The sequence below is a fragment of the Methylocella tundrae genome, assembly GCF_901905185.1.
Classification (GTDB): Bacteria; Pseudomonadota; Alphaproteobacteria; order Rhizobiales; family Beijerinckiaceae; genus Methylocapsa; species Methylocapsa tundrae.
The window spans coordinates 104217-129206 of record NZ_CABFMQ020000076.1 but is presented as its reverse complement, the minus strand read 5'-3'; the positions used below and the strand labels follow the sequence as shown (position 1 = coordinate 129206).

24 protein-coding genes are annotated in these 24990 nt (G+C 63.2%); 11 read left to right on the top strand and 13 right to left on the bottom strand.

Going from position 1 to position 24990, the window contains the following annotated elements; all coding sequences use genetic code 11:
- Positions 1 to 385: 385 nt before the first annotated feature.
- Genes MPC4_RS08445 through MPC4_RS08435 form a run of 3 tightly spaced genes read right to left on the bottom strand, consistent with a single transcriptional unit; the run spans position 386 to position 5180 of the window.
- Entirely contained in the window at positions 386 to 3229 is a 2844-nt protein-coding gene (locus MPC4_RS08445; protein WP_174512128.1) for a DUF4159 domain-containing protein, read from the bottom strand.
- Complete coding sequence (locus MPC4_RS08440; RefSeq protein ID WP_174512127.1) at positions 3229 to 4176, bottom strand: DUF58 domain-containing protein; 948 nt, start codon at positions 4174 to 4176, stop codon at positions 3229 to 3231. Before MPC4_RS08440 ends, MPC4_RS08445 begins: the two co-directional genes overlap by 1 nt.
- A 2-nt stretch (positions 4177 to 4178) precedes the next feature.
- Positions 4179 to 5180 carry an AAA family ATPase gene (locus MPC4_RS08435; RefSeq protein ID WP_174512126.1) on the bottom strand — a complete coding sequence of 334 codons (1002 nt, stop codon included), beginning with the start codon at positions 5178 to 5180 and terminating at the stop codon, positions 4179 to 4181.
- Between the two features lie 157 nt (positions 5181 to 5337).
- On the opposite strand from MPC4_RS08435, the gene MPC4_RS08430 reads away from it, so the two are divergent.
- The 5 genes from MPC4_RS08430 to MPC4_RS08410 all read left to right on the top strand — a co-directional run bounded on the left by MPC4_RS08430 (position 5338) and on the right by MPC4_RS08410 (position 8612).
- Positions 5338 to 5970 (top strand): DUF1285 domain-containing protein, encoded by a 633-nt coding sequence (locus tag MPC4_RS08430; protein WP_174512125.1) that lies wholly within the window; start codon positions 5338 to 5340, stop codon positions 5968 to 5970.
- Positions 5967 to 6629 carry a CoA pyrophosphatase gene (locus tag MPC4_RS08425; RefSeq protein WP_244628907.1) on the top strand — a complete coding sequence of 221 codons (663 nt, stop codon included), beginning with the start codon at positions 5967 to 5969 and terminating at the stop codon, positions 6627 to 6629. The genes MPC4_RS08430 and MPC4_RS08425 overlap by 4 nt, the downstream gene beginning before the upstream one ends.
- The gene (locus MPC4_RS08420; RefSeq protein ID WP_174512124.1) at positions 6629 to 6889 is read left to right on the top strand and encodes a DUF6111 family protein; all 261 of its coding nucleotides are present in this window, start codon (positions 6629 to 6631) and stop codon (positions 6887 to 6889) included. The genes MPC4_RS08425 and MPC4_RS08420 overlap by 1 nt, the downstream gene beginning before the upstream one ends.
- Positions 6886 to 8145, top strand: a complete 1260-nt coding sequence (locus tag MPC4_RS08415; protein ID WP_174512123.1) for a CCA tRNA nucleotidyltransferase — start codon at positions 6886 to 6888, stop codon at positions 8143 to 8145. The genes MPC4_RS08420 and MPC4_RS08415 overlap by 4 nt, the downstream gene beginning before the upstream one ends.
- Positions 8146 to 8348: 203 nt before the next feature.
- Positions 8349 to 8612, top strand: coding sequence for a hypothetical protein (locus MPC4_RS08410; protein ID WP_134492021.1), 264 nt, complete (start codon positions 8349 to 8351; stop codon positions 8610 to 8612).
- 16 nt (positions 8613 to 8628) lie between these two features.
- Here the strand turns inward: MPC4_RS08410 and MPC4_RS08405 are convergent, their stop codons facing one another.
- From MPC4_RS08405 to MPC4_RS08390, 4 genes are all read right to left on the bottom strand, one after another.
- Positions 8629 to 9402 (bottom strand): SDR family oxidoreductase, encoded by a 774-nt coding sequence (locus MPC4_RS08405; protein WP_174512122.1) that lies wholly within the window; start codon positions 9400 to 9402, stop codon positions 8629 to 8631.
- A 61-nt stretch (positions 9403 to 9463) separates the two neighbouring features.
- Positions 9464 to 10009 (bottom strand): formaldehyde-activating enzyme, encoded by a 546-nt coding sequence (locus tag MPC4_RS08400; protein ID WP_174512121.1) that lies wholly within the window; start codon positions 10007 to 10009, stop codon positions 9464 to 9466.
- Positions 10010 to 10231: 222 nt separating this feature from the next.
- Positions 10232 to 10927 carry a VIT1/CCC1 transporter family protein gene (locus tag MPC4_RS08395; protein WP_174512120.1) on the bottom strand — a complete coding sequence of 232 codons (696 nt, stop codon included), beginning with the start codon at positions 10925 to 10927 and terminating at the stop codon, positions 10232 to 10234.
- A gap of 46 nt (positions 10928 to 10973) precedes the next feature.
- Positions 10974 to 11531: a cytochrome b gene (locus MPC4_RS08390; RefSeq protein ID WP_174512119.1), complete on the bottom strand. Its 558-nt coding sequence runs from the start codon at positions 11529 to 11531 to the stop codon at positions 10974 to 10976.
- A 339-nt stretch (positions 11532 to 11870) separates the two neighbouring features.
- On the opposite strand from MPC4_RS08390, the gene groES reads away from it, so the two are divergent.
- From groES to MPC4_RS21195, 5 genes are all read left to right on the top strand, one after another.
- On the top strand, positions 11871 to 12158 hold the full coding sequence (groES, locus tag MPC4_RS08385) for a co-chaperone GroES (protein ID WP_134492011.1): 288 nt from the start codon (positions 11871 to 11873) through the stop codon (positions 12156 to 12158).
- 48 nt (positions 12159 to 12206) lie between these two features.
- Complete coding sequence (groL, locus tag MPC4_RS08380; RefSeq protein ID WP_174512118.1) at positions 12207 to 13850, top strand: chaperonin GroEL; 1644 nt, start codon at positions 12207 to 12209, stop codon at positions 13848 to 13850.
- 194 nt (positions 13851 to 14044) lie between these two features.
- On the top strand, positions 14045 to 14407 hold the full coding sequence (locus tag MPC4_RS08375) for an integration host factor subunit alpha (protein ID WP_134492007.1): 363 nt from the start codon (positions 14045 to 14047) through the stop codon (positions 14405 to 14407).
- 325 nt (positions 14408 to 14732) lie between these two features.
- A complete protein-coding gene (locus MPC4_RS08370) occupies positions 14733 to 16871 on the top strand; it encodes an ABC transporter ATP-binding protein/permease (protein ID WP_174512117.1) in 2139 nt (712 codons plus the stop codon).
- A 120-nt stretch (positions 16872 to 16991) separates the two neighbouring features.
- Positions 16992 to 17126: a hypothetical protein gene (locus tag MPC4_RS21195; protein ID WP_342343619.1), complete on the top strand. Its 135-nt coding sequence runs from the start codon at positions 16992 to 16994 to the stop codon at positions 17124 to 17126.
- A 52-nt stretch (positions 17127 to 17178) separates the two neighbouring features.
- On the opposite strand, the gene MPC4_RS08365 is transcribed toward MPC4_RS21195, so the two are convergent.
- From MPC4_RS08365 to hisS, 4 genes are all read right to left on the bottom strand, one after another.
- On the bottom strand, positions 17179 to 17496 hold the full coding sequence (locus MPC4_RS08365) for a CU044_2847 family protein (protein ID WP_174512116.1): 318 nt from the start codon (positions 17494 to 17496) through the stop codon (positions 17179 to 17181).
- A 98-nt stretch (positions 17497 to 17594) separates the two neighbouring features.
- On the bottom strand, positions 17595 to 18563 hold the full coding sequence (hisG, locus tag MPC4_RS08360) for an ATP phosphoribosyltransferase (RefSeq protein WP_134492001.1): 969 nt from the start codon (positions 18561 to 18563) through the stop codon (positions 17595 to 17597).
- Entirely contained in the window at positions 18560 to 19681 is a 1122-nt protein-coding gene (locus tag MPC4_RS08355) for an ATP phosphoribosyltransferase regulatory subunit (RefSeq protein WP_174512115.1), read from the bottom strand. The genes hisG and MPC4_RS08355 overlap by 4 nt, the downstream gene beginning before the upstream one ends.
- Positions 19682 to 19906: 225 nt before the next feature.
- Positions 19907 to 21400 carry a histidine--tRNA ligase gene (gene hisS / locus MPC4_RS08350; protein ID WP_174512114.1) on the bottom strand — a complete coding sequence of 498 codons (1494 nt, stop codon included), beginning with the start codon at positions 21398 to 21400 and terminating at the stop codon, positions 19907 to 19909.
- Between the two features lie 146 nt (positions 21401 to 21546).
- On the opposite strand from hisS, the gene MPC4_RS08345 reads away from it, so the two are divergent.
- Positions 21547 to 22350, top strand: coding sequence for a DUF2076 domain-containing protein (locus tag MPC4_RS08345; protein WP_174512113.1), 804 nt, complete (start codon positions 21547 to 21549; stop codon positions 22348 to 22350).
- A 42-nt stretch (positions 22351 to 22392) separates the two neighbouring features.
- On the opposite strand, the gene MPC4_RS08340 is transcribed toward MPC4_RS08345, so the two are convergent.
- Together MPC4_RS08340 and MPC4_RS08335 are read right to left on the bottom strand one after the other, a co-directional pair.
- Positions 22393 to 23643 carry a glycosyltransferase gene (locus tag MPC4_RS08340; protein ID WP_174512112.1) on the bottom strand — a complete coding sequence of 417 codons (1251 nt, stop codon included), beginning with the start codon at positions 23641 to 23643 and terminating at the stop codon, positions 22393 to 22395.
- A 70-nt stretch (positions 23644 to 23713) separates the two neighbouring features.
- A complete protein-coding gene (locus MPC4_RS08335; protein ID WP_174512111.1) occupies positions 23714 to 24907 on the bottom strand; it encodes a glycosyltransferase family 2 protein in 1194 nt (397 codons plus the stop codon).
- Positions 24908 to 24990: the final 83 nt, after the last annotated feature.

Sequence of the window (24990 nt, the reverse complement as noted above, 5' to 3'; positions counted from 1 at the left end):
GAACGGCCAGTTCAGGCTAGAGCTAAAGGTTCGGCCTTCCAGACGTGTCGGGAGCGCCGGATAGGCTTGGATGGCCGGTATATCAGGCGCCGGAGCCATCATAATCCGGGCCTGCCGCTGCCAATTGTCGCGGGCGTCGCCGAAGCCCGATTCATTCGCGAAGGTGATCACGCTCCTCACTTTTTGTTTCGTCACATGATTTGATCCAGGAACTCTGCGGCTCCTGGCGTCACGCTCTTGCCCGCGCGGCGTTCACGTTCCTTCTAGAGCATGATGCCGAAAAGTTGCAGAGTTTTCGGGCCCACATCATGCGGTAAAACAAAGGCTTAAAGCGAGAAAGTTGCGCGGCGCTGATCGTCCGCGTCGAGAGAAAGGTGTCGCCCGCTTAATGCGCGAGACGCTCGAGCAGGTCGCGCACATGCACCTGATCGGCCTTATAGTTGCCTGTCAGCGTGTACATCACGAGGTTGACCCCGCCGCGCAAGGCGAGTTCATGCTGGCGTGCTCCGCCGGGGGTCAACGCATAAAGGCTCTCGCCATCGGGGTCGCTCGCCCATCCTCCGGCAAGGTCGTTCGAGGTGATGATCACCGGCGAGACGCCATCGCCGGACCGCGCCGGTCGCGCGCTCCCATCGGCTGGAGCCGGCGGCAGGGCTTCGATCCAGGTGACCCCATTGACGTAGCGGCCAACGAAGCCGTCGAGCAGATAAAAAGTTTTGGTGACGACGTGGTCCGCCGGCACGGGGGCGAGTTCGGGCACGTCGACGCCATCAAGCAATTGCCGCAGCCATTGCGCCTCAGGGGTCGGCGGCCCGTCCGGACGCGCCGTCAGGGCATCACGGGTGTCGAAAATAATGGTGCCGCCAAGTCTCATGAAGGCGCTGATCTTGGCGATGGCCTCCTGCGATGGCCGCGGGCGCCCGGCGACGATCGGCCAATAGAGCAACGGATAGAAGCTGAGTTCGTCGCGCGCAGGATCGACCCCAACCGGCTCACCCGGCGTGAGGGACGTCCGCCGCGCCAGCACCCGCGACAGGCTGAGGAGGCCCTGCCGGCTCGCCTCATCGACCTTAGCGTCGCCGCTGACGACATAGGCGAGACGGGTCGTTAGCGCCGAATTGATGTCGCGCTGCGAAATGGCCGGGCTCGAAGGTTCGGCCTGCGCCCGCATCGGCCCCGCGACACATCCGCAGGCGATGAGAAACGCCGCAAGGCCCGCGACGGCCCGGCGCGAGGGACGCAGCGCCCCCGATAGCCAGAGCGAGGCCAGCGCGTCGAGACAGAACAGAAGGAACGCCGCGGCGATCAGGAAGGGCCTGAGATCGACCGGCTCGGCGCCGCGCAGAAAATTGGGCGCGAGGCCAAGGCGGCCAAAATCCAGCGCCGACAAGGTTTCCCCGGCGAGCAGCGTGTTGACGGCGAGAGGCGCATTTTGCGGGCCGTAAAATCCAGGCAGATGCTCCGCGTCCGCCGCGCCCGCAAAGCCGATCGGGATGGGTTTTGCGCTGGCGGGCGGGACGCCAAGGACGCCATAGCCGTCAAGCGTTCGCGTCGGCGCAACGGTGCGCGGCTGATCCGCGCTGGCGGCGAGCGCGTCCTTGTCCCCCGCTTTGGCCGCGTCCGTTTGCGCTTTTTCGACTTCCACCCCCGTGGCCGCGCCTTGACCTGTTTCTCCAGACAGATCGACGATCTTGCGCAGCATATCGACGAAAAGGCCCGACAGCGGCAGGTTCGACCATGTAGTGTCGGCCGTCACATGAAAGAGAATCGTCATTCCTTTGCCCATGCGCATCGCCGTTACGAGCGGCGTGCCGTCCGAGAGCTGCGCCAGCGTCTTGGCTGGCAGGCCAGGATCGGGCTCAGCGAGCACCTGGCGCGTGACAGTCACTTCATCTGGAACGTTCAAACCAAAGAAAGGACTTGAACGCTCGAATGGCGCGAGCTTTTTCGGCGTGTCCCATGACATCGACCCGCCGAGCACGCGCCCGCCCCGGCGCAGCCGCACGGGAACGAGATCGTCGGAAGCGTTGGCGAGCCGGGTGCCGGCGAAGCGGACAAGGATGCCTCCATCCTCGATAAAATGCCGCAGTTCGTCATGCGTCGGCCCCGGGACGGCGCCGATATCGGCGAGGACCATGACGGCGACATGCTCCTCGAGCAAGGCATGGATCGGATCGCCGACGCCGGGCCGCGCCTCGCGCACGTCTGCGAAGGGGGAGAGCGCCTTCTTCAGATAATAATTCGGCGCGAGCAAGGGCTGCGACACGTCGGCGGCCTCCCCGCTGACGATGCCGACGCTGCGCCGGCGCCAGCGTTCATCGAGCAGCGAAACCGCTCCCGCCGAATGCTCGCCGGCGATTTCGAGCCGCACGATGTCGTTGCGCAATTCGACCGGCAGGTCGAACCGGGCGGTGGTCGCGGTCTTTCCGGCAAAATCGAAAGGGGCGGCGCCGATGGCGAGGCCCTTGAGGTCGAGCGCGCGAACCTCACCTTGCTCGGCGCCCGCGACGGCGGACCGCAGCACGCCCACTTCGAGGCTTCCTGCCAGATTTTGCGGCCCCGAGAGCGCCCTGACCGGATTGGGGTCGGTGACGATGGAGAGGTGTTTCGCCGCCCCCGCGAGGCCGGCAGCGAAATCGCCCGCATGGCCGCGCTCGAGGCCGTCGGCGATCCAGACGACCGAGCTTTCGGCATGGGCGGCGATGAAAGCCTCAATCGCGCCGAGCGCCGGCAAACGATCCGGCGCATAAGGCGCGGGCTTGATCGCGCGCAGCCGCTCGAGCGCCTTGTTCGCCTCGAAGGCAAGAATTTCGCGCGGGCCGTCCGAAGTCGCGACGATGGCGACCGGTCTTGACCGTTGCCCTGCCGCCTGGATGCGCTGCGCGGCCGCCTCGATCCGGCGATCCCAGCTCGGGGCCGCCGGCCAGCCGTCATCCAGCACGAGCAACAGCGGCCCCGCCCCGGCGGCGACCGGCGCAGGGTTCAGCACGGGGCCGGCCATCGCGAAAATGATGCAGGCGGCGATCGCGAGGCGCAGAATCAAAAGCCATAAGGGGGTTCGCCGCGGCGTCTGATTGGCCGGCAGCAGATCGAGAAACAGCCGCAACGGCGGAAACGGCACCTGGCGCGGGCGCGGCGGCGTGACGCGCAGGACATAATAGAGGAGCGGCAGACCGATCAGCGCGGTGAGGGCCAGGGGAACCGTGAAAGCGAGCGGAATACCAAACATCAAAGGGCCAGACCCGCGGAGGCGTTATGGAAATGGGCGTCGAGATGCATCCTCAATGCCAGCAAGGCCTCGGACGCAGGCCGGTCGGTCCGGTGCAGCAGCAAGGTCCAGCCGCGCGCCCGGGCCGCCGTCCGGATCGCCTCGCGATGGGCTTCAAGACGCCGGATATAATCGACGCGCAAGGATTCGGCATCGCCGACGCGCAGGCGCGCGGGGGAATCGACATCGATGAATTCAGTATGGCCGGAGAACGGAAATGTCTCCTCGACGGGGTCGGCGATCATGATGAGATGACCGCGCGCGCCGCGTGCGCCGATCTTTTCGATCGTCGCGGCGATGGCGGCGGGATCGCTGAGAAAATCCCCGATCAGCACGGCCTGCGAATTCCGCGGCAGGCTGTCGGAGGCCGGCAGCTCCGCCGCCTCATGATCGGACCCGCGCTGTAAAATCTCGCTGAGCAAAGCTTCCGCGAAGCGCTCGACGATATTGCGGGCCGCGACGGGCCGGACGAGGCCAAGAAGGCCGACGCGCTCGCCGCCCCTGATCAATAAATCGGCCGTCGCGAGGCCAAGCACCAGCGCGCGATCGATTTTCGGCTGCAGCGCCAGTTTCGAGACGAAATGCATCGAGGCCGAGCGGTCGATCCAGACCACGACCGTATGCGCCGCTTCCCATTCCCTTTCGCGCACATAAAGCCTGTCGTCGCGCGCCGACCGGCGCCAATCGATGCGATTTTTCGATTCCCCCGCGTCGAAGGGCCGGAACTGCCAGAAGGATTCGCCAACGCCGGCGCGGCGGCGTCCGTGAACGCCGTGGAGCACGCTGGCGGCAACCTCCCGCGCGGCGACGACAAGGTTCGGAAAACGGCGCGCCAGAGACAGCGCCTCGTCCTGCTGGCGGCCGGCGAGGCGGCCTTCATCGCGGTCGAGGAGCCGGACCTCCGCCATGTTCAGCGCAGCCGTTGCGTGAGCTTGGCGATGAGATCGGTGATCGTCTCGCCTTCGGCGCGGGCGGAAAATGTCAGCGCCATGCGGTGCTTCAGGATCGGCACGGCGAGCGCCGCGACATCGTCGTTCGAGGGCGAGAGCCGGCCGCCAATCAAGGCGCGCGCCCGGGTCGCCAGCATCAGCGCCTGCGCCGCGCGTGGACCCGGCCCCCAGGCGATATGCTGCGTGATCGCCGGATCGCCTTCGCCCGGACGCGCCGAGCGCACGACGTCGAGGATCGCCTCGATGACGCTGTCGCCGATCGGCAGCCGTCGCACCAGCCGCTGAATGCCCATCAGCTCCTCGGCGTTGATCACATGCCTGGCTTCGGCCTGGGGGGCGCCCGTCGTTTCGACCAGAATGCGCCTTTCGGCAGCGCGGTCTGGATAGCCGACGTCGATCTGCATCAGGAAACGGTCGAGCTGAGCTTCCGGCAACGGATATGTGCCCTCCTGCTCGAGCGGATTTTGTGTCGCCAGAACATGGAAAGGCTGCGGCAGGTCATGGCGCTCGCCCGCGACCGAAACGTGATATTCCTGCATCGCCTGAAGCAGGGCCGACTGGGTGCGCGGACTGGCGCGGTTGATCTCGTCGGCCATCAGCAATTGGGCGAAGATCGGACCTTGCACGAAACGGAAGCTGCGCCGACGGTCGCTCGATTCTTCCAGGACCTCGGAGCCAAGGATGTCCGCCGGCATGAGATCCGGCGTGAATTGCACGCGGCGCGCATTGAGGCCGAGCACAATTCCAAGGGTCTCGACGAGCTTGGTCTTGGCGAGGCCCGGTACGCCGACGAGGAGGCCGTGGCCGCCCGACAGAAGCGTCACCAGAGCTTCTTCCACCACCTGGGTCTGGCCGAAAATGATCGTTTCGATCGCAGCCCGCGCGGCCGCGATGCGATCCAGCGCGGTTTCGGCGCTGCGCTCCATGGCGGCTTCGAAGGAGGCTGTCACTGCTTCTGCCATAGGATCCCTTTTTCTTGAGCCCGCGGCCGCGGACACGATATTTTCGCTTCGTCGCTCTGCAATTAGTGGTCTATCCAGATTGCATTGTCGACGGGGTTCATTTTCACAATCACCGCGATTTGGCTCTTTTTCATGGCTGGCGCGGCGGCGAGGATGTATGGCGCAGGATATTGAAGCGAAAGGGGAACCGGAGCGGCAAGATCCTCCGGCATTGGCCAGGCTGGCGAGGGAGCTTCCCGCGCCCGGCCAGGCGAGGCCGCTTCCTCCGGTCGCGCAATGGAATCCGCCCTTTTGCGGCGACATCGACATGCGCATCGCGCGCGACGGCGCGTGGTTCTATCAGGGAACGCCGATCCTGCGGCCGGCGCTGGTGCGGCTGTTTTCGACGATTTTGCGCAAAGACCCCGATCGTTACGTGCTGGTGACGCCGGTCGAACGCGTCGGAATCCTCGTCGAGGACGCCCCCTTCATCGCCGTGGAAATGGAGAAAAGCGGAGACGGCCCCGAGCAACTCCTGCGGTTTCGCACAAATGTCGACGATTGGGTGACGGCCGACGCCGAGCATCCCCTGCGTTTCGAGCGCGAGACAGAATCCGGCGGCGTCAAGCCTTACGTTCTGGTGCGCGGAGAGCTTTGGGCGCTGCTCGCCCGCGCCTTGTTGATGGATCTCGTTGCGCTTTGCGAAATCAGGGCGCATGAGGGCGCGCAGTGCTTTGGCGTAGCCTCGGCTGGCGCGTTCTTCCCGCTGGCCGGCGCGCAGGAGCTCGCCGCCATAGAGGCAAGCCTTTGACCGACCTTCTCGACGAGCGCTTCGCTCCGACGCGCGTTTTCGCCCATATCAAAGGGCGGCTGACTTTCACGATCGAGCCGCCGGGTCATGATCTCGTGCTCAGCGATCCGGTCATGGACGATGAGGTGATGGCCGGCCAGCCGACGGCCTTGGCCCTCGCCCCGGGCGCGCGGGCGGCGGCCGTGCTCGTCGGGCTCGTCGCTTATCCGCGAGAAGTGCGCGTGCTTTTAACCCAGCGGGCGGCGGGCCTGCGGGTTCATGCCGGCCAGATCGCTTTTCCCGGCGGCAAGATCGAATCCTATGACGACAGCCCGGCCGCCGCCGCCTTGCGGGAAGCGCAGGAGGAAGTCGGCCTGCCGCCCGCCCATGTCGAGCCGCTCGGCTACCTTGATCCTTACGTGACAGGCACCGGCTTTCGCGTCATCCCGGTCGTCGCCAGAGTGGAGCCGCATTTCGATCTCCGGCTCAATCCCGGCGAGGTCGAGGACGCATTTGAAACGCCGTTTGCTTTCCTCATGGATGCGGCGAACCATTCGCTCCACTCCCGCGAATTCGACGGCAAGCTCCGTCAATTTTACGCGATGCCTTACGGCGAGCGCTATATCTGGGGCATTACCGCCGGCATTCTGCGCAATCTTTTTGAAAGGCTTTATTCCTGATGTGGCGCGTCCTTCTTGAGCCTGCGCTCTTGTTCGGGTCTCCTTTCATCGCCTATGTTCTTTATCTGACGCTGCGCCGGAAATATCCTTTCGAAGTCGATCACTGGACGCACGGCGTCGTCTCGACCCTTGCGCTCCTCGGCCTGGTTATCGCCGTGGCCGGCGTGTTCCTCATCGGCATCTTCGCAGATCGCAGCCAGGGTCCGTACATACCCGCCCATATCGAAAATGGCCGCATCGTGCCGGGACGCATTCAATGAATGGGGATGCGCCGCCGACCGACGGGGCCGCATCCGAGGCGCTGGCGGCGCTGCTGAGAAATCCCTCGCTCGACCGCATCTTCGAAGCCATCGACTTTGGCGGCGAGGAGACCCGCCTCGTCGGCGGCGCGGTGCGCAATGCGCTGCTCGGCCGTCCGGTGCATGAAATCGACCTCGCCACCACTGCCGCGCCGGAGACGACGGCGGAGCGGGCGAGCGCGGCCGGTATTCGCGTCATCCCGACCGGCGTCGAACATGGCACGCTCACGCTGCTCGTCGGCGGCGAGACATTCGAGGTGACAAGCCTTCGCGAAGACGTCGAGACCGACGGGCGCCGCGCCACCGTGCGCTTCGGCCGCGATTTCAGGGCCGACGCCCTGCGCCGTGACTTCACCGTCAACGCTTTATTTCTCGCAAAGGACGGCCGGATCTTCGATTATGTCGGCGGCCTCGACGACATCAGAGCGCGAAGGCTGCGCTTCATCGGCGAACCGGCGCAGCGCATCCGCGAGGACTATCTGCGCATCCTGCGCTTTTTTCGTTTTTCGGCGGATTTCACCGAAGGCCCGCTTGATCCCGCGGGGCTCGTCGCGGCGATGCGCGAGCGCTCGGGGCTCGCTCGCCTCTCGCGCGAAAGAGTGCGGGCGGAGCTTTTGAAGCTGCTTGCCGCGCGGCGCGCAGCCGAGGCGGCGCAGGAGATGTGCGACGCCGGGCTGCTCGGCCCGCTCATCGCGTCCGCGCCGAATCCCGCGCGGCTGCGGCGGATGGCGGCGATCGAGGACGCCGGTCCGCCCGACCCTCTGCTGCGCCTCGCCGCGCTTTGCGTCGAATTGCCGGAAGACGCCGATCGCCTTGGACAAAGCCTTCGCCTCTCGAACGCCGAGCGGCAGCGCCTTGAGCGCGCGGCCCGCCTCCTGATCCCGCTGCACGCCCGCGAGGCGCCCCCCGGCGAGGACGAATTGCGCCAGCTGCTTTTTCTCAACGGGCGGCAGGCCGCGGCGGACGCCGTCATGCTCGCCGCCATTCGCGCGCCGGACCTCGCGCAGTGGGTCCCCGCCAAGCACTTTTTGCGCGAAACTCAGGAGCCGCGCCTGCCCTTTTCCGGCGCCGACCTTCTCGCGCATGGCTTCGCCCGCGGGCCGGCCATAGGCGAAGCGCTGGACCTTCTGCAAACACGCTGGATCGCGGCGGGATTTCCGGACGATGCGTCCGTCCTCGCGCAAATGCTCGACGAGGTCGTCAAAGGCTCCCGCTGAGCGAAGCTGAACGAAGCGCGCTGTTAACCGCGTTGCAATTCTCAAGCGCGCGAGGGCCAAACTGTTCCATTAAACCCACCGTTAAGGTTTTAGCCGGCCTATCTCCGCGCTATGATGGAGCGGCGCGCTTTCATGCGGCGCCGCGGGTTCGCGGAAACAAAATGCGATCGTTTGAAACTCTTGCGTTCGGGAGTTGCGTTGAAGTGAGCGCAGAGGAAAAGAGGCCATCGGACATAGCGCGCCGGCTCGCCAAACGCTCGCGCGCGCAAGCCGACGACGAGTCGCGGCGCATGGGCGCGTGGAGGCGCGAGACCTTTACCTTGCCGCGCAGCGAGGCCCGCGACAAAGCCCGCGAATGGTTCGCGAGATTCCCCAAAGCCGCCTATATGACCGAGATCGAATCCTGGCGCGAATTGTCGGATGATCGCATCGAATTCACGATGCGCCGCCTTCCGAGCGCGGATTGACTCGCCTCGCAAACGCTTAAAGCACGATATCGGGCGTCCGCCAGGAGAGATGCTGCCCGGCGTCCACCGCAATCATCTGGCCGGTGACATTGCGCGCTTTCGCCAGATAAAGAACGGCGTCGGCGATGTCGTCGGGATCGACGGCGCGGCGCAGGAGCACGCTCGCCACCTCGCGCCGGAAGCCTGCCTCTCCCTCCATGCTGTTCGGCAGCACCGGGCCGGGCCCCACGGCGTTGACCCGGACATTCGGCGCGAAGGATTGCGCCATCGTCTGGGTCGCGGCCCAGAGCGCCGCCTTGCTCAAGGTGTAGGAGAAGAACTCCGGCGTCAGGTTGAAAACGCGCTGATCGACGATGTTGACCACCGCGGCGTCGGCGCCGGCGCGCGCCTGGGCGGCGAAATCACGGGCCAAAATGCATGGCGCCCGCAGATTGACGGCAAAATGCCTGTCGAATCGCTCGACGTCGAAGCTTTTGGCGGAATCATCTTCGAAAATGGAGGCGTTGTTGACGAGGAGCGCCAGCGGCCCGAACAACGCGCTCGCCGCCGCGATCAGGCGATCCGTCGCCGCCGCGTCCGACAGATCGGCGCTCAATGCGGCGGCCTTGCCTCCCTCCGCCGCGATGGCCGCCGCCTCATGCTCGACCTCGCTTTCCGACGGGGGGCTGCAATGGAGAATCACGGTATAGCCCGCGCGCGCGAGGCGCTGCGATATTCGCAAGCCAATCCGCTTGCCGCCTCCGGTGACAAGCGCCGTCGGCGAAATTCCTCGGTTCGATTGGTCGGTCATGCCCTCATTTCCGCCCCGGACCACAGTTCAGGTCTCGCCAGAAACGCGGCCGTAACCTTGCTCAGATCTTCCCGTCAAGTCCAAGCTGATAGTATTTGTGCACCACCTTGTCCTGATTTTCCAGCAGCCAATCAATCGAGGGTTCGTTCGCCATCGCCTTTCTGATCGCTTCGGTCATACCTTTGCGGTGAATGTCGAACAGGATCTTATGATCGAGATTGTCGTCCTTGATCACTGACGGCGCCAGCCAGACTGAGCAGATGATGCCAAGATCATTGGCTTTCTCTTTTGGAATGTAGCCGGCGCGAACGGCGTCGAGCACTCCATTCGCGATAGCGAACTGCACAGTCCCCATGAGAATGCTGGTGTAACGGGAATTGGTGACGGACACCTTGGAGACGCAAAGCGTCACCGGCCGCACCATCACATTTGTATTCATGAGGGCGAATACTCTCGTGTGCCCGGCTACCTGATCGCCGGTGAGAGTGGCGAGCGCTGTTCCAACGGGCCCGTCGAGTTCCCCGATTATAACCTCCGGCTCCGCCGCGGTGCCAGGAGGACCGCCAGCGCTAAGAGCCTCACCGGTTCGCATGATGATGCGGTCCATTGTCTTTTCCTTTGTGAATAGAAGTGCTTTTCAAATTCCGCGGTCGCCTTGGGCGGTGCAAGACGGCTTAGGCCCGCGGCCTTCGTTTTCACGAAAGCCTCCGCCGCCGCATGTATCATGTCGATGCGCTGACAGGCGAGCATGCGCGTCGTTTGCCGTCTGAAACGAAAAAAATGTATCAAAAGCGACGCGGCGCCGGATTCCGGACAAGCCTCAGTCCAACTAGACTGCTTTGCCGATGAGGGCTCCGATGCCGGCGGTCAGCGCCATTGCAAACGCGCCCCAGAAAGCGACGCGAATCGTCGGTTTGAGGATGTCGGCGCCCCCTGCTTTCGCGCCGAGGGCGCCAAGCAGGGCGAGAAACGCCAGGGACGTCGCAAACACCGCCTGCATGAGAAAAGGCCGGGGAGCGGCCAGCGCCGCGATGACCGGCAGGGCGGCGCCCACGGAAAAAGTCGCAGCGGAGGTCAGCGCCGCTTGAATCGGGCGCGCCGTGATCGCTTCGGAGATTCCGAGTTCGTCGCGCGCATGCGCGCCGAGCGCGTCCTTCGCCATGAGCTGCACGGCGACCTGACGGGCGAGCGCCGGCTCAAGGCCGCGTTCGACATAAATCTGCGCCAGCTCATTTGTCTCGAACTTCGGGTTCTCCGCGAGTTCCTGCCGCTCACGCGCAAGATCGGCGCGTTCGGTGTCGGATTGCGAGCTGACGGAGACATATTCGCCCGCGGCCATGGACATGGCGCCCGCGATCATGCCGGCAACGCCTGCGACCAGGACCTCGCTCGATGAACTCGCGGCGGCCGCGACGCCGACCATCAGGCTGGCGGTCGAGATAATCCCGTCATTGGCGCCAAGAACGGCGGCGCGCAGCCAGCCGATGCGGTTGACGAGGTGCCTTTCGGCATGGAGACGAACCACGAGGCCAGACCTTTCAGGAAGGAGCGCGAGACGGACGAAGACGCGTTCAGAGGTCCGAACGGCGCTCGGAGGCGGCCTCGCGTTGCGGCAGCATCCGCAAAAGAACGCCATCCTTCAAGACATAATGATGCGCCAGCGCCGCCGCCGCGTGCAAAAGGGCGACGGCGAGAACGAGATTGGCCGCGAGTTCATGCCATTCGGTGATGGGTTTCTTCAGGGCTGGATCGCCAAGCTTCGGCAGGCTTACGACGCCGAAAAGATCATAGCCCCGGACGAAGGCGTTGATAATGCCGAGGGTCACGGCGGCCAGCAGCAGCGCGTAAAGCGCGTAATGCGTCGCCGCGGCCAGAAACTGAAGAAAACCCGCGTCCGCGGGCGGCAGCCGGCGCCCGGCGCCGCCTCGCCATATGATGCGCCCGATGAGCACAAAGGCGAGCAGAAAGCCGAGCGTGACGTGAAGAGACCAGGACCCCGTGCGCAGCGGACCCCGGGGGACGAGATCGGAGGTCTGTCCCAAAATCCAGAGCACGACGACCAGGGCCGCTGTTATCCAATGCAGGAAAATGGTGGTCTGATCATAGTTCGAGCTCGTCTTATCCGACATGGCCGCCGATCCGTTCATTGTTTCGCGTCAGGCAAATCCTGATGCCGCCGGCGCCGCTTCCCGATTCGCGAGCCAGAGCATCCTAATTTGGATCTGTTCTAATTACGGTTTTTTAGCGGCCTCCGCCTGCCGCGGCGGCGCATGGCTTTAAAATGGCCAAAGCCATGCCCAAGTATACGGCAGACTTGACAGCAAGGACCCGCCTGCCTAAATACGAGCTGCCTTTGGCACTCACCCTATCAGAGTGCTAACAGGGCTCCGTTTTTCAAACCCGCCGCCTTTGCAAGAGGCGTCCCAGCGCGGACCAAGCGCCTCCCGCGGCCCATGAAGGAATTAGACATGAGCTTTCGTCCTTTGCACGACCGCGTCGTGGTCAGACGTCTCGAAGGTGAGGAAAAGACCAAGGGCGGGATCATCATTCCCGACACCGCCAAGGAGAAGCCGCAGGAAGGCGAAATCATCGCCGTCGGCCCGGGCGGCCGCGACGACAGCGGCAAGCTGACCCCCCTCGACGTGAAGGCCGGCGACAAGGTGCTCTTCGGCAAATGGTCGGGCACAGAGGTCAAGATCGACGGGCAGGACCTGCTCATCATGAAGGAAAGCGACATCCTCGGCGTCGTCGCCTGATCGGCCAATCCCACATAAATTTTTAGACTGTTTCAGGAGTTTCCAATCATGGCAGCAAAAGACGTCCGCTTTTCGTCCGACGCCCGCGACCGGATGTTGCGCGGCATCGACATTCTCGCCAATGCGGTCAAGGTAACGCTCGGCCCGAAAGGCCGCAACGTGGTCATCGAGAAATCCTTCGGCGCCCCCCGCATCACCAAGGACGGCGTGACTGTCGCCAAGGAAATCGAGCTTTCCGACAAGTTCGAGAACCTCGGCGCCCAGCTGATCCGCGAAGTCGCCTCCAAGCAGAATGACGCCGCGGGCGATGGCACGACGACCGCGACCATTCTCGCCGCCTCGATCGTACGCGAAGGCACCAAGGCGGTCGCCGCCGGCCTCAACCCGATGGATTTGAAGCGCGGCATCGATATCGCCGTCGCCGCCGTCGTCGCCGATCTCAAGGCCAATTCAAAGAAGGTCACCTCGAACGAAGAGATCGCTCAGGTCGGGACGATTTCCGCCAATGGCGATAAATCGGTCGGCGAGATGATCTCGACGGCGATGCAGAAGGTCGGCAATGAGGGCGTCATCACGGTGGAAGAGGCAAAGAGCCTCGAGACCGAGCTCGACGTCGTCGAAGGCATGCAGTTCGACCGCGGCTATCTCTCGCCCTATTTCATCACCAACGCCGAGAAAATGATCGCCGAGCTCGAGGACCCCTACATCCTCGTTCACGAGAAGAAGCTGTCTTCTCTCCAGGCTCTGCTGCCCGTCCTCGAGGCGGTCGTGCAGTCCGGCAAGCCGCTCGTCATCATCGCTGAGGACGTGGAAGGCGAAGCGCTTGCGACCCTCGTCGTCAACAAGCTGCGCGGCGGCCTCAAGGTCGCGGCCGTGAAGGCGCCCGGCTTCGGCGACCGCCGCAAGGCCATGCTCGAGGACATCGCGATCCTGACCAACGGGACGCTGATCTCGGAAGAAATCGGCATCAAGCTCGAGAACGTCACGCTGCAGATGCTCGGCCGCGCCAAGCGGATCCGCATCGACAAGGAATCGACGACGATCATCGACGGTTCGGGCGCCAAGGCCGACATCGAAGCCCGCATCGCTCAGATCAAGGCCCAGATCGCCGAGACGACCTCGGACTATGACCGCGAGAAGCTGCAGGAGCGCCTTGCCAAGCTCGCCGGCGGCGTCGCAGTGATCCGCGTCGGCGGCGCGTCGGAAGTCGAAGTCAAGGAAAAGAAGGACCGCGTCGACGACGCCCTCAACGCCACCCGCGCGGCGGTCGAGGAAGGCGTTCTGCCCGGCGGCGGCGTCGCGCTTCTGCGCGCCATCAAGGCGCTCGAAGGCCTCACCGTTGAGAATTCCGATCAGAAGACCGGCGTCGATATCGTTCGCAAGGCGGTTCAGACCCCGGCTCGCCAGATCGTCGACAATTCGGGCGCCGATGGCGCGGTGGTGGTCGGCAAGCTGATCGAGAACGCCTCGTACGGTTACGGCTACAACGCCCAGACCGGCGAATATGGCGATCTCGTCAAGCTCGGCATCATCGACCCGACCAAGGTCGTGCGCACGGCCCTGCAGGACGCGGCCTCCGTCGGCGGTCTCCTCATCACCACCGAGGCGATCATCGCCGAGCAGCCGAAGAAGGACGCCCCCGCTATGCCGGGCGGCGGCGGCATGGGCGGCATGGGCGGCATGGATTTCTGATCCAGCCCATCCGGCATTGATCAATTGCTACAGAGCCCCGGAGAAAATCCGGGGCTCTTTTTTTGGCTGCGGCCAGGCTGAACCGCGGCGCGGCGGCGCGCGATCTTGTTCGGTCAAAGAATCGACTGCTTTTCAAAGGCCTGAAATATGCTCTAATCCAACTATCGCAATTGAAAGCAGTTGGGGGGACAGACGTGCGACAGGCGTCGGAGCCGCAATCGGATGCGGCCGTCAATCGGAGAACGGCGACGCGGGCGGCCCTTCTGGACGCGGTTTACGCCTCGTGTCCGGCGCTTTCGCGCGCGCAGGCGAGGGAAATCTTTGAAATGGCCCTTGAGGAAATCGCCGAAGCGCTGGTGCGCGGAGAATGCGTCAAGCTTCGATCCTTCGGCATGTTCGCTGTCCGCTCTAAACGCGAGCGCATCGGCAGAAACCCGCGCACCGGCGTCGAGGCGCCGATCAAATCGCGCCGCGTTCTCACCTTCAAACCGTCGCCGGTGCTGTCGGCCTGCGTCAACGGCCTCTCTCCCGAAGAAGCCAAAAAAGCGGAGGAATGACGCGAAGCAGCCGCCATCGCGGAATGCTTCGACGACGCGGGCGGCGGCCATGCAAGCTTCGGCCGCGTTTGCGGCGGGCGCAGGCCGCGGTGAAAGTTACGCATATTTAAGGTGAAATAATGCGTTGAAACAAGCATATGGCGGCAGAATGCGATCGTGCGCGCAGACTCCTTCCGCGGCTTGAGATGGGTGCAACGGCGCTCACCTTCCCGGCCAGTCTTTGAAACAAAAGCTTTGTTGATTTCACGCCGCCCGAAATCCCACTAGTCTTCGACGAAAGCCCCCTAAACGCCCTTTGCGAAGGGATATGAGCATAAGGCAAGCCATGCATTTTCTCGCCGCTGTCGTCGCCGTTTTCTCGCTTGCAACCGCTTTGATCGGAGCGATGCACGGGGACGCGACCATTCTGCTCCTCGCCGCAACGGGCTTCGTCTGCGCCTATACCACCTACAAAGCGCCCAAAATCTCCAGCTTTTTGCAGATTTTCGCCGCGATCTTCGCCATTGAGACGGTTATCTTCGGCGTTGTCTTCATGGTCGCGCAAGTCGGCTTCTGGCCGGCCTCGCTCGAAGACTACGTTCTGCCGGAAAGCCTGCCGCTCACCGTCGCGATTTTCGCCATTCTCGTTTACGGCATCTCCTTCATTCCCGTCGTGCAGTCGATGACCCGCATCGGCGATCGCTATTTCGATTCGAACGGGGACACGAGAGCGCAGATCTGGCCGCTGCCCTCGTTTGGGCTCAAAGAGCACAAGCTGGCCATTGCGATGATCGTTTTTCTCGTCGTCATCAATCAGACCCAGGTCGGCATACAGGTCCGGCTCTCCTTCTTCTCGCGCGACTGGTTCAACGCCATTCAGAACAAGGACCAGGCCGCTTTCTGGTCGCAACTCTTCACTGTATTCACTCCCTGGGCCTTCACCTACATCGCCTCCGCCATCCTGGAGTTCATCGTCGCCTCGACGCTGATCATCCGCTGGCGGCGCTGGCTGACGGAGAATTACGTCGGCCGCTGGCTGGACAGCCACACTCATTACCGGATGTCGCTCGAGGGCGGCGTCGCCGACAACCCCGACCAGCGCATATCGGAGGACGTCAACCGCTTCATCAACGGCGGCCAGGAAGGCTACGGCATCTATACCTTCTCGATCCTTTTGATCTCGAACCTCAGCTCGCTGGTTTCCTTCGCGATCGTGCTTTGGTCTCTTTCCGCGAATTTCACTTTGCCTTACACGGCGATCGCGGTGCCAGGATTCCTGTTCTGGGTCGCTTTGATCTATGCCGGTTTCGGCACCTGGATCACCCATCTCATCGGCCGCTCGCTGGTGCCGCTCTCTTTCGCCAGGCAGCGTTACGAAGCCGATTTCCGCTTTTCGCTGGCAAGATTGCGCGAATATGCCGAACAGGTCGCGCTGCTCTCGGGAGAAGATTCCGAAAAGCGCTCTCTGCGGGAACGTTTCAACACGATCATCGGCAATTATTTTCAGATCGTCGCCGTCCGCAAGAATCTGATCGGCTTTACCGCCTCTTACGGCCAGTTAAGCCCGATCATCCCCTATATCGTCGCGGCGCCCTTCTATTTTGCCGGCAAGATCACCCTCGGCGTCATGACCCAGACCGCGCGCGCTTTTGGCAGCGTCAACGACGCCTTGACCTTCTTCGTGACCTATTATGTCTCTCTCGCCGACTTCAAAGCCGTTCTCGACCGTCTGATCTCGTTCGACGCTTCGATCGAGGCAGCGCAGAAGCGCCCCGGCCTAAAACCCGCGCCGCAAGCCGCGATCGATGCGCGCCAGCACATCCACCTCGAGGACGTAACGCTGCACCTTCCAGATGGCCGCGTCATCGTCAAGGACGCCAATGTCCGTCTCTCGCCGGCCGAGTCGACGCTTCTCACGGGACCGTCGGGCTCCGGCAAATCGACATTGTTCCGCGCAATCTCCGGCATATGGCCGCACGGCGACGGCTCCGTCACGGCGCCCGCCGACACACGGGTGATGCTGCTGCCCCAAAAGCCATACATTCCAAATGGCCCGCTGCGCGGGGCCGTCACCTATCCGGCGGCGCCCGAGACCTATGGCGAGGAAGCGATCCGCAGCGCGCTTCTCGCCGCGCATCTGCCTGAACTGGTCGACAAGCTTGACGTCGACGACAATTGGGGCCAGCGCCTTTCAGGCGGCGAGCAGCAGCGCATTTCCATCGCCCGCGCTCTCCTTGCAAAACCGGATTGGCTCTTCCTCGACGAGGCGACCGCTTCCATGGACGAGACGCTTGAGGCGAGGATCTATGAGATTCTCTTCAAGCATCTACCCGCGACGACCATTGTCTCGATCGGACATCGCTCAAGCCTCATCGACATGCACGACCGGCATATTGAGATGCGGAGCGACGACGATGGCGTGTTTACGCCCTCCGAGAAACCCGCTTTGGTCAAAACAGACGTTTCCCTGTCTCCCGGCTTTTGATCCGGGAAGCAGCCCGTCCCGCGCGAGAGCATTTGGCCGCGCCTCACCATCCGCCTTCGCGCGCGCGGCCACGACCGGAAGACGGCCCGTTCTGGGCCTATTTCACCCGCCGGAGGGAGCTTGCCCATAAGCTTGGGGCTCAACGATTTGCGGGTGTTGCACAATTTCCTGCCGACTTTGCGCGGGATCCTTGAAGATCTGCGCGGCGATGCGCCTTTGAAGTTCCTCGAAGAACTCGAGGAAACCTGCATGTAGGCGGCCGCTCCCGGCCCGGCGCCAGCTCCTCGCCGGTGTTGGGGGCGGCTCGTCAGCCGTTCTTGCCCCAGGACAGCCTGATTTTGAACTCCGGCGCGGAGTCGGGCGAGACGATCCACAAATCGCAGTCCTGGCTGAGAGTGGCGCCAAACTCGATCTCGATTCCTTCCGGTTTTTGCGACATGGTGTCGATCGAGGCTTCAACTGTCTTGACCAGCGCGCCGATCGTGCCGAGCGCTGCCTGAAAAGTCTCGGCGCTCGCCCTTGAAAAGCCATTCGTCAGGCCGGCGTCAGGCATTCCCGGCTCGGGAGCGCCGCCGAAAAGCACGATATTCCCCTCGGCCAAATCCACGATCATACGCGCTGACATATAGCAGTCTCCATTTCGCCGGTCGGCGGCATATTCCCGAGTTGAGAAATAATCTCAGTCATTTCCTTATAACATCGACTCCCGCCGCGCGATGCGCTTCAGCCAAGCCGCCCGACAAGTTTCTCGTAGAGCGGATTGGTTGCTGAAAAAACATAGTCGAGCGTTGCGACGCCCACATGATCGGCGCCATGAGCGATGAGCCAGTCGGCGAGCGGCGCGACCTTGTCGGTCGGGCAATTCAACGTCAGGCGTCCGTCCGCCGCGCGAAAGCGCGGGCGCGCGGCGAAAAGCGCCTCGGCGTCCGCGATCAGGGATGGGAACGGGTTGGCGAGTACGGTCGAGACTTCCCGCGTCGTGCGCGCTTCCTCCTCCGCCGCGATGCGCGAAAGTATGACGCGCGCATTCTCCCGCGCCGGCGGACTCCAGTCCGCGCTCAGCGAGGCGACGAGATTGGCCTGCGAACGCAAAATGATCCCATCGTCAAGAATTTTCAGCGCATTGGCGGCGAGCGTCGCCCCCGTCGTCGTGATGTCGACGATGAGTTCGGCCTGCCCGGCGGCGGGAGCCCCTTCCGTCGCGCCCGAACTTTCCACGATGCGATAATCGGCGACATGCATCTTCGCGAAAAAGCGCCGCGTCAGATTGACGTATTTGGTGGCGACGCGCATGCGCTCGCCGCGCCTTGCCCGAAAGCTCGCCGCGACGTCTTCGAGGTCGGACATGGTCTTGACGTCGATCCACGCGCGCGGGACGGCGACGACGACATTCGCGCCGCCAAATCCGAGCGGCGTCAAAAGCGCCACTTTTTCATCGGCGTCGGCGATCGTTTCGCGGACGAGATCCTCTCCTGTAACGCCAAGATGGACATTGCCGCTCGCAAGCTGCGCGACAATGTCGGAGGCCGATAAAAACGCGATCTCGACGTTTTTCAGGCCCGCGAGCGAACCGCGATAGTCGCGCGCGCCGCGCCCTTGCACGATCTCAAGCCCCGCCCGCGCAAAGAAGGCGGCGGCGTTTTCCTGCAGGCGTCCCTTGGACGGAATAGCGAGAACGAGCGTTTCGCTCATGCCGCGTCTCCTTCTAAAGCCAGCGGCAGGCGATCGACCCAGATCGACGCGCCAACGGCAGGGATGGCGCGATCGGCTCCGAGCGTTTGCAGCAGCTGGTCATACCGTCCGCCAGCGACGATCGGCTTCTCATCGGGGCGGGCGCGGTCGAGCGCCTCGAACACAAAGCCCGTGTAATAGTCGAGATTGCGCGTAAAGCTCGCCTCGAAACTGAGCGCCGCGACGTCGAAGCCGAGCGCCGCGATGAAGCCGAGCCGCGTGTCGAAAGCGTCGAGACTCGCGTCGAGATCGAGACTTGCCTCTTGCGCCAGCCGGCGCATTCGCACCGAGGCCGCGTCCGGATTGCCCTCGATGGCAAAAAAAGCCTCGATGATGGCGACCTTCTCATCCGAAACGCCGACACCCCGCTTCAGCGCCGCCTGTTCCAGAAAACGGTCGGCGATCTCGCCCGCCGTGCGTCCGCCGACGGCGACGATTCCCGCGATCGACAGAAGATCCTCGACGAAGGCGCGCGCGCCCTGCTTGTCGGCGCCTTCCAGCATGCCGAGCACGCCCGAATGGTCATGACCCGAGCCGTTTTGGGAGGCGTTGAGGATCGCCTCGACCGACTTGCCCTGGCTGTGCCCACGGGCGATGCGGCGGCGCCATTGCGGCGCCAGATCAAGCGCCGCCAGAAGGCGCGAAAAAAGCCCCGCGTCGCCGATGCGAACGCTGAGGTCAAGGCCGTGGCCGGCGGAGGCGGCGTCGAGCGCAAGAGTCAGAATTTCGGCGTCCGCCGCCTCGCGGTCGGCGCGGCCGAAACTTTCGACGCCAGCCTGCGTGAACTCACAGCTCTGGCCGGCGGCGTAGCGAAACACCGGGCCGCAATAGGAAAAAGCGGCGGTCTCGCCCGCGGCGCCCGAGGCGAGATAGTGCTTTGAAACGGGAATCGTATATTCCGGGCGCAGACAATATTCGGCGCCGGAAAGATCGCTCGTCAGATAGAGCTGCCCGCGCAGATCCTCCCCCGAATCGAAGAAGATCGAGGCCGGCTGAAGGATCGGCGGCTCGCAGCGCGCATAGCCCGCGCGGATCAGATGCGTCGCGACGACGCCGGAAGAATTTTGGACGGAGGTCACAGCGCGCGGCTCACAGGATGGTTCGAAACTGGCTTTGCTCCTAAAGTCCCGCTGGACACGCAACGCAACATCAAGCCCTCATGGCGAGGAGCGCCTGAAGGGGCGTCATCGCGGCGCGGAAGAGGCGGTCGTGTCTCTAAATGGGCGCTTTGCAAGCGAGGGCTGTTTAGCAGGCGGAAGCGTTGGTTGCGACTGCTTTTGCTGGAAAATGTGAATTGCCGAGGCTCAATGGCGCGCCAACACCTCTTGGACCGCCGCGACCAGCCCGGATTCGGGAACGGCGAATTGCGCCTTGGCGCGCAGTTCAAGGTAATCCGCGCGATCCTTGCTGGAGCCGGCGAGTTCGGCGCCGAGCGCAAGGTCTCGGATGGCGACCTCATCTCTTTCGCGCTCGTTGGACCCCTGAATGACGGCGCAGATCGAGCCGCGCTTGTCGGCGTATTTCAGCTGCGCGTTCATGCCGGACTGGCCAAGGTAGAGTTCGGCGCGAATGCCCGCCTCCCGCAACGCGGAGACAAATTTTTGGTAGCGCGGAAGCTCGCCCTTATCGAGCGCGAGCACCACCACCGGGCCCTGCTGCGGCTTGGCGGAGACGATCGGCGATCGAACCGCCTTCAGCGCTGAATAAAGCCGCGAGACGCCGATGGAAAAGCCTGTCGCCGGGATATTTTCGCCGCGGAAGCGACCAACGAGACCGTCATAGCGCCCGCCGCCGCCAACCGAGCCGAAGCGGATCGGCTTGCCGTCCTCGCCGTCGATTTCAAAGGTGAGTTCGGCCTCAAAAACGGGGCCGGTGTAATATTCAAGGCCGCGGACGACGGATGGGTCGATGCGGATGCGACCGTCGTCATAGCCGGCCTGAGAAATCAGTTCGGCGATCTGTTCAAGTTCCGTGCGGCCTTCTTGGCCGATCTCACTGTCGGCCAATCGGATATCTATTGACGCTATATGATCTTCCCACGCCTTTTGTGGGTCGATGAGGCCAACCACAAACTCTTGCTGGCCAGCATCCAGTCCCGCGCCCTTCGTAAAATCGCCGCTCTCGTCCTTGCGCCCCGGCCCGAGCAGCAGTTTCACACCCTCTGGCCCAAACTTGTCGAGCTTGTCGATGGCGCGCAGCACGATCAGCCGCCGCGCGGCGTTCGCCTCGCCGCTGAGCCCGATCGCCTCCAGAACGCCGTCCAGAATCTTGCGGTTGTTCACCTTGATGACGTAATCGCCGCGCTTGACGCCAAGGCGCTCCAGCGTATCCGCCGCCATCATGCACATCTCGGCGTCGGCCGCGACGGAGGCGGAGCCGACCGTATCGGCGTCGAACTGCATGAACTGGCGAAACCGCCCTGGCCCCGGCTTTTCGTTGCGAAACACATAGCCCGCGCGATAGCTGCGATAGGGTTTTGGCAGACGATCGAAATTTTCAGCCACGAAGCGGGCGAGCGGCGCCGTCAGGTCATAGCGCAGCGACAGCCAGCTTTCGTCATCATCCTTGAACGAAAAGACGCCCTCGTTCGGTCGGTCGAGATCGGGCAGAAACTTTCCCAATGCATCGGTGAATTCGATGAACGGCGTCTCGACCGCCTCGAAACCATAGAGTTCATAAGACTCTTTGATCGCAGCGAGCATTTTTTCGGTCGCGGCGATCTCCGCCGGCCCACGGTCGCCAAAGCCGCGCGGCAGTTTTGCGCTCGCGCGTTGCGTAATTTTCGTGTCGTCGTTCATTAAATCCTCGTAACTCCCGTGCTTCTTACGAGGCGCGAGGCGAAGCGGCAAGGGATGCCTTCAAGGAGCCCCCTTGGCGGGCGCCGAAAAAAGCTTATGTCTTGTGCGGCGATATGGAATTCGCCGATTTTGCACCGGAGAAGGCAATGTCACCCGAGGAACGTCAGTTGCTCACAGGCCTGTTCGACCGCATCCAGAGCGCAGGGGCCAATCCGCGCGACAGGGAAGCGGAGACCTTCATTGAGGACGCCGTCAAGGCGCTTCCCTATGCGCCTTATCTCCTCGCTCAGACCACCATTGTTCAGGATCAGGCGCTGCGCGCGGCCAATGACCGCCTGCAGCAGCTAGAGGCGCAGGTGCGCGACCTCGAACAGCGCGCCGCACAGCCGCAACAGGGCGGCGGCAGCTTCCTCGGCGGCCTCGGCTCCCTGTTTGGCGGCGGCAATCCGCAGCCTTCTCCCCCGCCGCAACAGCCGCGCGCGCCTTCGCCCGGCTGGGGCCAGCCGCCGCAGCAGGGCGGCTGGCAGCAGCCGCCACAACAGCAGCCCGTAGGAGGACCGTGGGGGGCGCCGCAAGGCGGACCGATGGGCGGCGGCTTTGGCGGTGGCCCAATGGGTGGTCCAATGGGTGGTCAAGGCGGCGGCTTCCTCAAGGGAGCGCTCGGAGCCGCGGCTGGCGTCGCCGGCGGCGTTCTTCTCGCCGATTCAATCAAAGGCTTGTTCGGCGGCCACAATAATGCGCTCGGCATCGGCGCCGGCGTGCCCGGCGTCGATCAGGGGCTGGCGGGGCTTGGCGGCGGCCGCGAGACCGTCGTCAATAATTACTATGGCGATGACGCGGTTCGCCAGCAGGACGCCCAGCAGGACGCCGATCAGGATCAGGACGACGTACAGGACGCCGCCGACTACAGTTCGGACTATGGCGACGACGACAACAGCACGGACGTCTAGAGCGGGCTTCATGGACGGCGCCGCCGAGGCCGTGAGGCCGTCTCATTCGGGCTTGCGCGGCGCATGCGCCAAAACAACGTCGACATAGGCGTCGGCGCTGTGGCTTTGCCTGAAGGCTTTAGCGAGAGCCGCCGCGCGGCAGTGGCTCCCCTGCAAGCGTCCGGCGAGCCGCTCGACGGCGTCGGCGAACGCCGGCGCGTCGTAGGGCGAAAAAATCTCGCCCTCGGCTTCGCCGCGCGTGATGCTGTCTCCGGCAAAAGTTCCCTTTGAGGCGACGACAGGCCGGCCGGCGGCGACGGATTGCGTAAAGATGCCCGATCCTCGAAGACCGAAAAGAATGGGATCATAGGGCAAAAGCATCGCGTCGATCCGGCTCGTTTCGGCGACGTAGTCTTGCCCGTTCAGAACGCCCTCGATCAACCTTATGCCCTGCATCCGCCGCAGCTCGGCCTCGGCCGCAACCGTCGCCGGCTCCCAACCGCAATGTTGCAGCTGGACGGTGAAATCAGCCGCCAGCCCCCGCGCGCGACAGATCTCTATGGTCTTCGGCAGCAGGTGAAATCCCTTATCGGATTTGGAATTGCCGAAAAAACCAAAGACCGGCCTTTCCGCGGGCGCCGCCGCCGGCGCGACATCGCCAAATGGCACGGGGAGAATGTCCGTTTCAACGCGAAACGTCGTGCGATAAAGCCGTCGCATCGCCTCGTTCTCGGTCGTAAAGAAAAGCGTCTTTCCGATCAGCGGCCGGGCGAGAGCGAAGGCTTTGCGATAGAGTTTGGTCCCAAGCTTTGCCGGGCGGCCCCATGCCGTCCAGTTCGGCCCGAACATGAGTTGACAGAGAACGCGTGGCCGCGCTCCTTCGGGCCTTGCCAGCAGAGCGCGGACCAGTCCAAGAATCTCATTCTGGGAGCAAGCAGGAACAACGATAAGATTGTCCGCGCTCCAGGCGTCAGGCGGCAGCGCCCTTAGATCCTTTTCGAAAGAAGCGTTCAAGACGCGCCATGTGTCGATTTCCGACGGCTGTGTCGGATCTGCCTTGAGGCCGAGGATTTTCGCGAAAAGCGTTCGCCGGCGATCATGTTCGCGCTCGGAAATGACAACGCCGAAATAGAGTGGATAGTTAAAGTGTGGAAGAACGCCGAGTTCTTCAGCGACCGAGGCCTGCATGACCTTCGTCCCGAACCCCAGGTGACGAACGCCCCGGCGCGTCAGCGCCTCTCCGACCTGTTTGATCAGGCTGTAGCTGTGCTCGCCACGGCCGATCAGCCCGTTGTCCAGGAAAATAATATCCATGCCACCCCTGCCCCCGGACGCCACGCAACGAGCAATGCGCCCCCGGTCTCGTTGGGACGTCGGGGATTGACTATTTGCGCGGGAGCAATCGCGCGCTCCAGGCCTTCAACGCCCGGATGATCGAATGACGTTGGCGGGCCCGCCAATAAGCAACGAGCTTGCGTCCGAAGACATCGGCAAGCGCATCAGCTTCGGTCTCGAGCCTTTCAGCGAGATAGCTTTTAGCGGCGTTATTGCGCGAACGCAGGGGCGGCCAAATATCGTTGATCGCCTCGAGAGCCCGGATAAAGCAGGAGGCCTCAGGGAGGCGGCTATTGAACATGCGGGCGTTGGCGACGCAATGGTCAATGATCATCTCGCGCGAGCGCAAGTCGAGATCATTGGGGCCGAACCTGTCGTAGTTCAGAACGCCATGGAGGTGAGGATGCTTGGTGAAGCCATTGCCGCCATGCATCCGGTAAATCGACAAGGGGCGGTCGATCAGCACGCTTCCCGTCAAAACGCTGATCCCGCGAATAAGGTAAGTGTCAATCGCATAGCGCAAACCGGGCAACGCTGGATCGCCGATAAATAGATCGAGCGCATCGCGGCGAAAGCAATTGCCCGAAGTTGGCGACCAGACCCATGACGCGACGTTCATGGGCTCGATAAGCCGGACTTGCGTCTTGATCGATGCGTCCATTTTCTGCAAGGGCCAGAATTCGGGACAGATCGAGTCAAAATTTCGCAGAAGATCAGCGGCGTTTTTGGTTTTTTCCAGCGCCTGCGCATTGTCCCCGCGGATCGTGCTAAGGACAATCCGTGAATTGAGGGCCTGCATCATGTCCGAGGATGTGAGGCCGACGGGAAGGCGCAGAGACAAATGCACGAAGACATGCGTTTCTACAAAGGCCGACACCAGAACATCGTCGGCGTCGAGGAAGACGATATATTCGCCAGAACTCGCCGCAAAGCCGTCGACACAAGCGGCGCATTGCCCCTCATTGCGCGCGCGCCTTAGAACCACGGCGCTCGGATAATCCGCGGCGATCTCAAGGAGAACCTCTGCGCTCTCATCCGTCGAGGCGTTGTCGACGATAATACACTCGATGTTCGGATAGTTTTGCGCAAATACCGAATCGACGGCTTGGCGCAGGAAGCGCCCATAATTGTAATTGACGACGATCACGCTGACCATAGGCAGATCAAATGTCGACGCCTTTTCGGCGCCCGCCCAAATCTTGTGCTTTAAGTCCTTGCCAATTTTGATCGTACGGTCGTCCATCAATCTCAATGTTCTCCTTGATTCTCCCCGAAGAGCAATGTCCGTTGGCGCGGCGATCTCCGCGAACGAACCTGAAGCAAGAA

Excerpts from the sequence above, each read along its gene's own strand:
- hisS (WP_174512114.1), bottom strand. The coding sequence starts at position 21,400 with ATGAACGACGACACGAAAATTACGCAACGCGCGAGCGCAAAACTGCCG.
- MPC4_RS08390 (WP_174512119.1), bottom strand. The coding sequence starts at position 11,531 with ATGTCGGATAAGACGAGCTCGAACTATGATCAGACCACCATTTTCCTG.
- MPC4_RS08405 (WP_174512122.1), bottom strand. The coding sequence starts at position 9,402 with ATGACCGACCAATCGAACCGAGGAATTTCGCCGACGGCGCTTGTCACC.
- MPC4_RS08335 (WP_174512111.1), bottom strand. The coding sequence starts at position 24,907 with ATGGACGACCGTACGATCAAAATTGGCAAGGACTTAAAGCACAAGATT.
- MPC4_RS08435 (WP_174512126.1), bottom strand. The coding sequence starts at position 5,180 with ATGGCAGAAGCAGTGACAGCCTCCTTCGAAGCCGCCATGGAGCGCAGC.
- MPC4_RS08445 (WP_174512128.1), bottom strand. The coding sequence starts at position 3,229 with ATGTTTGGTATTCCGCTCGCTTTCACGGTTCCCCTGGCCCTCACCGCG.
- MPC4_RS08370 (WP_174512117.1), top strand. The coding sequence starts at position 14,733 with ATGCATTTTCTCGCCGCTGTCGTCGCCGTTTTCTCGCTTGCAACCGCT.
- groL (WP_174512118.1), top strand. The coding sequence starts at position 12,207 with ATGGCAGCAAAAGACGTCCGCTTTTCGTCCGACGCCCGCGACCGGATG.
- MPC4_RS08400 (WP_174512121.1), bottom strand. The coding sequence starts at position 10,009 with ATGGACCGCATCATCATGCGAACCGGTGAGGCTCTTAGCGCTGGCGGT.
- hisG (WP_134492001.1), bottom strand. The coding sequence starts at position 18,563 with ATGAGCGAAACGCTCGTTCTCGCTATTCCGTCCAAGGGACGCCTGCAG.
- MPC4_RS08415 (WP_174512123.1), top strand. The coding sequence starts at position 6,886 with ATGAATGGGGATGCGCCGCCGACCGACGGGGCCGCATCCGAGGCGCTG.
- groES (WP_134492011.1), top strand. The coding sequence starts at position 11,871 with ATGAGCTTTCGTCCTTTGCACGACCGCGTCGTGGTCAGACGTCTCGAA.
- MPC4_RS08340 (WP_174512112.1), bottom strand. The coding sequence starts at position 23,643 with ATGGATATTATTTTCCTGGACAACGGGCTGATCGGCCGTGGCGAGCAC.
- MPC4_RS08345 (WP_174512113.1), top strand. The coding sequence starts at position 21,547 with ATGTCACCCGAGGAACGTCAGTTGCTCACAGGCCTGTTCGACCGCATC.
- MPC4_RS08440 (WP_174512127.1), bottom strand. The coding sequence starts at position 4,176 with ATGGCGGAGGTCCGGCTCCTCGACCGCGATGAAGGCCGCCTCGCCGGC.
- MPC4_RS08420 (WP_174512124.1), top strand. The coding sequence starts at position 6,629 with ATGTGGCGCGTCCTTCTTGAGCCTGCGCTCTTGTTCGGGTCTCCTTTC.
- MPC4_RS08365 (WP_174512116.1), bottom strand. The coding sequence starts at position 17,496 with ATGTCAGCGCGTATGATCGTGGATTTGGCCGAGGGGAATATCGTGCTT.
- MPC4_RS08430 (WP_174512125.1), top strand. The coding sequence starts at position 5,338 with ATGGCGCAGGATATTGAAGCGAAAGGGGAACCGGAGCGGCAAGATCCT.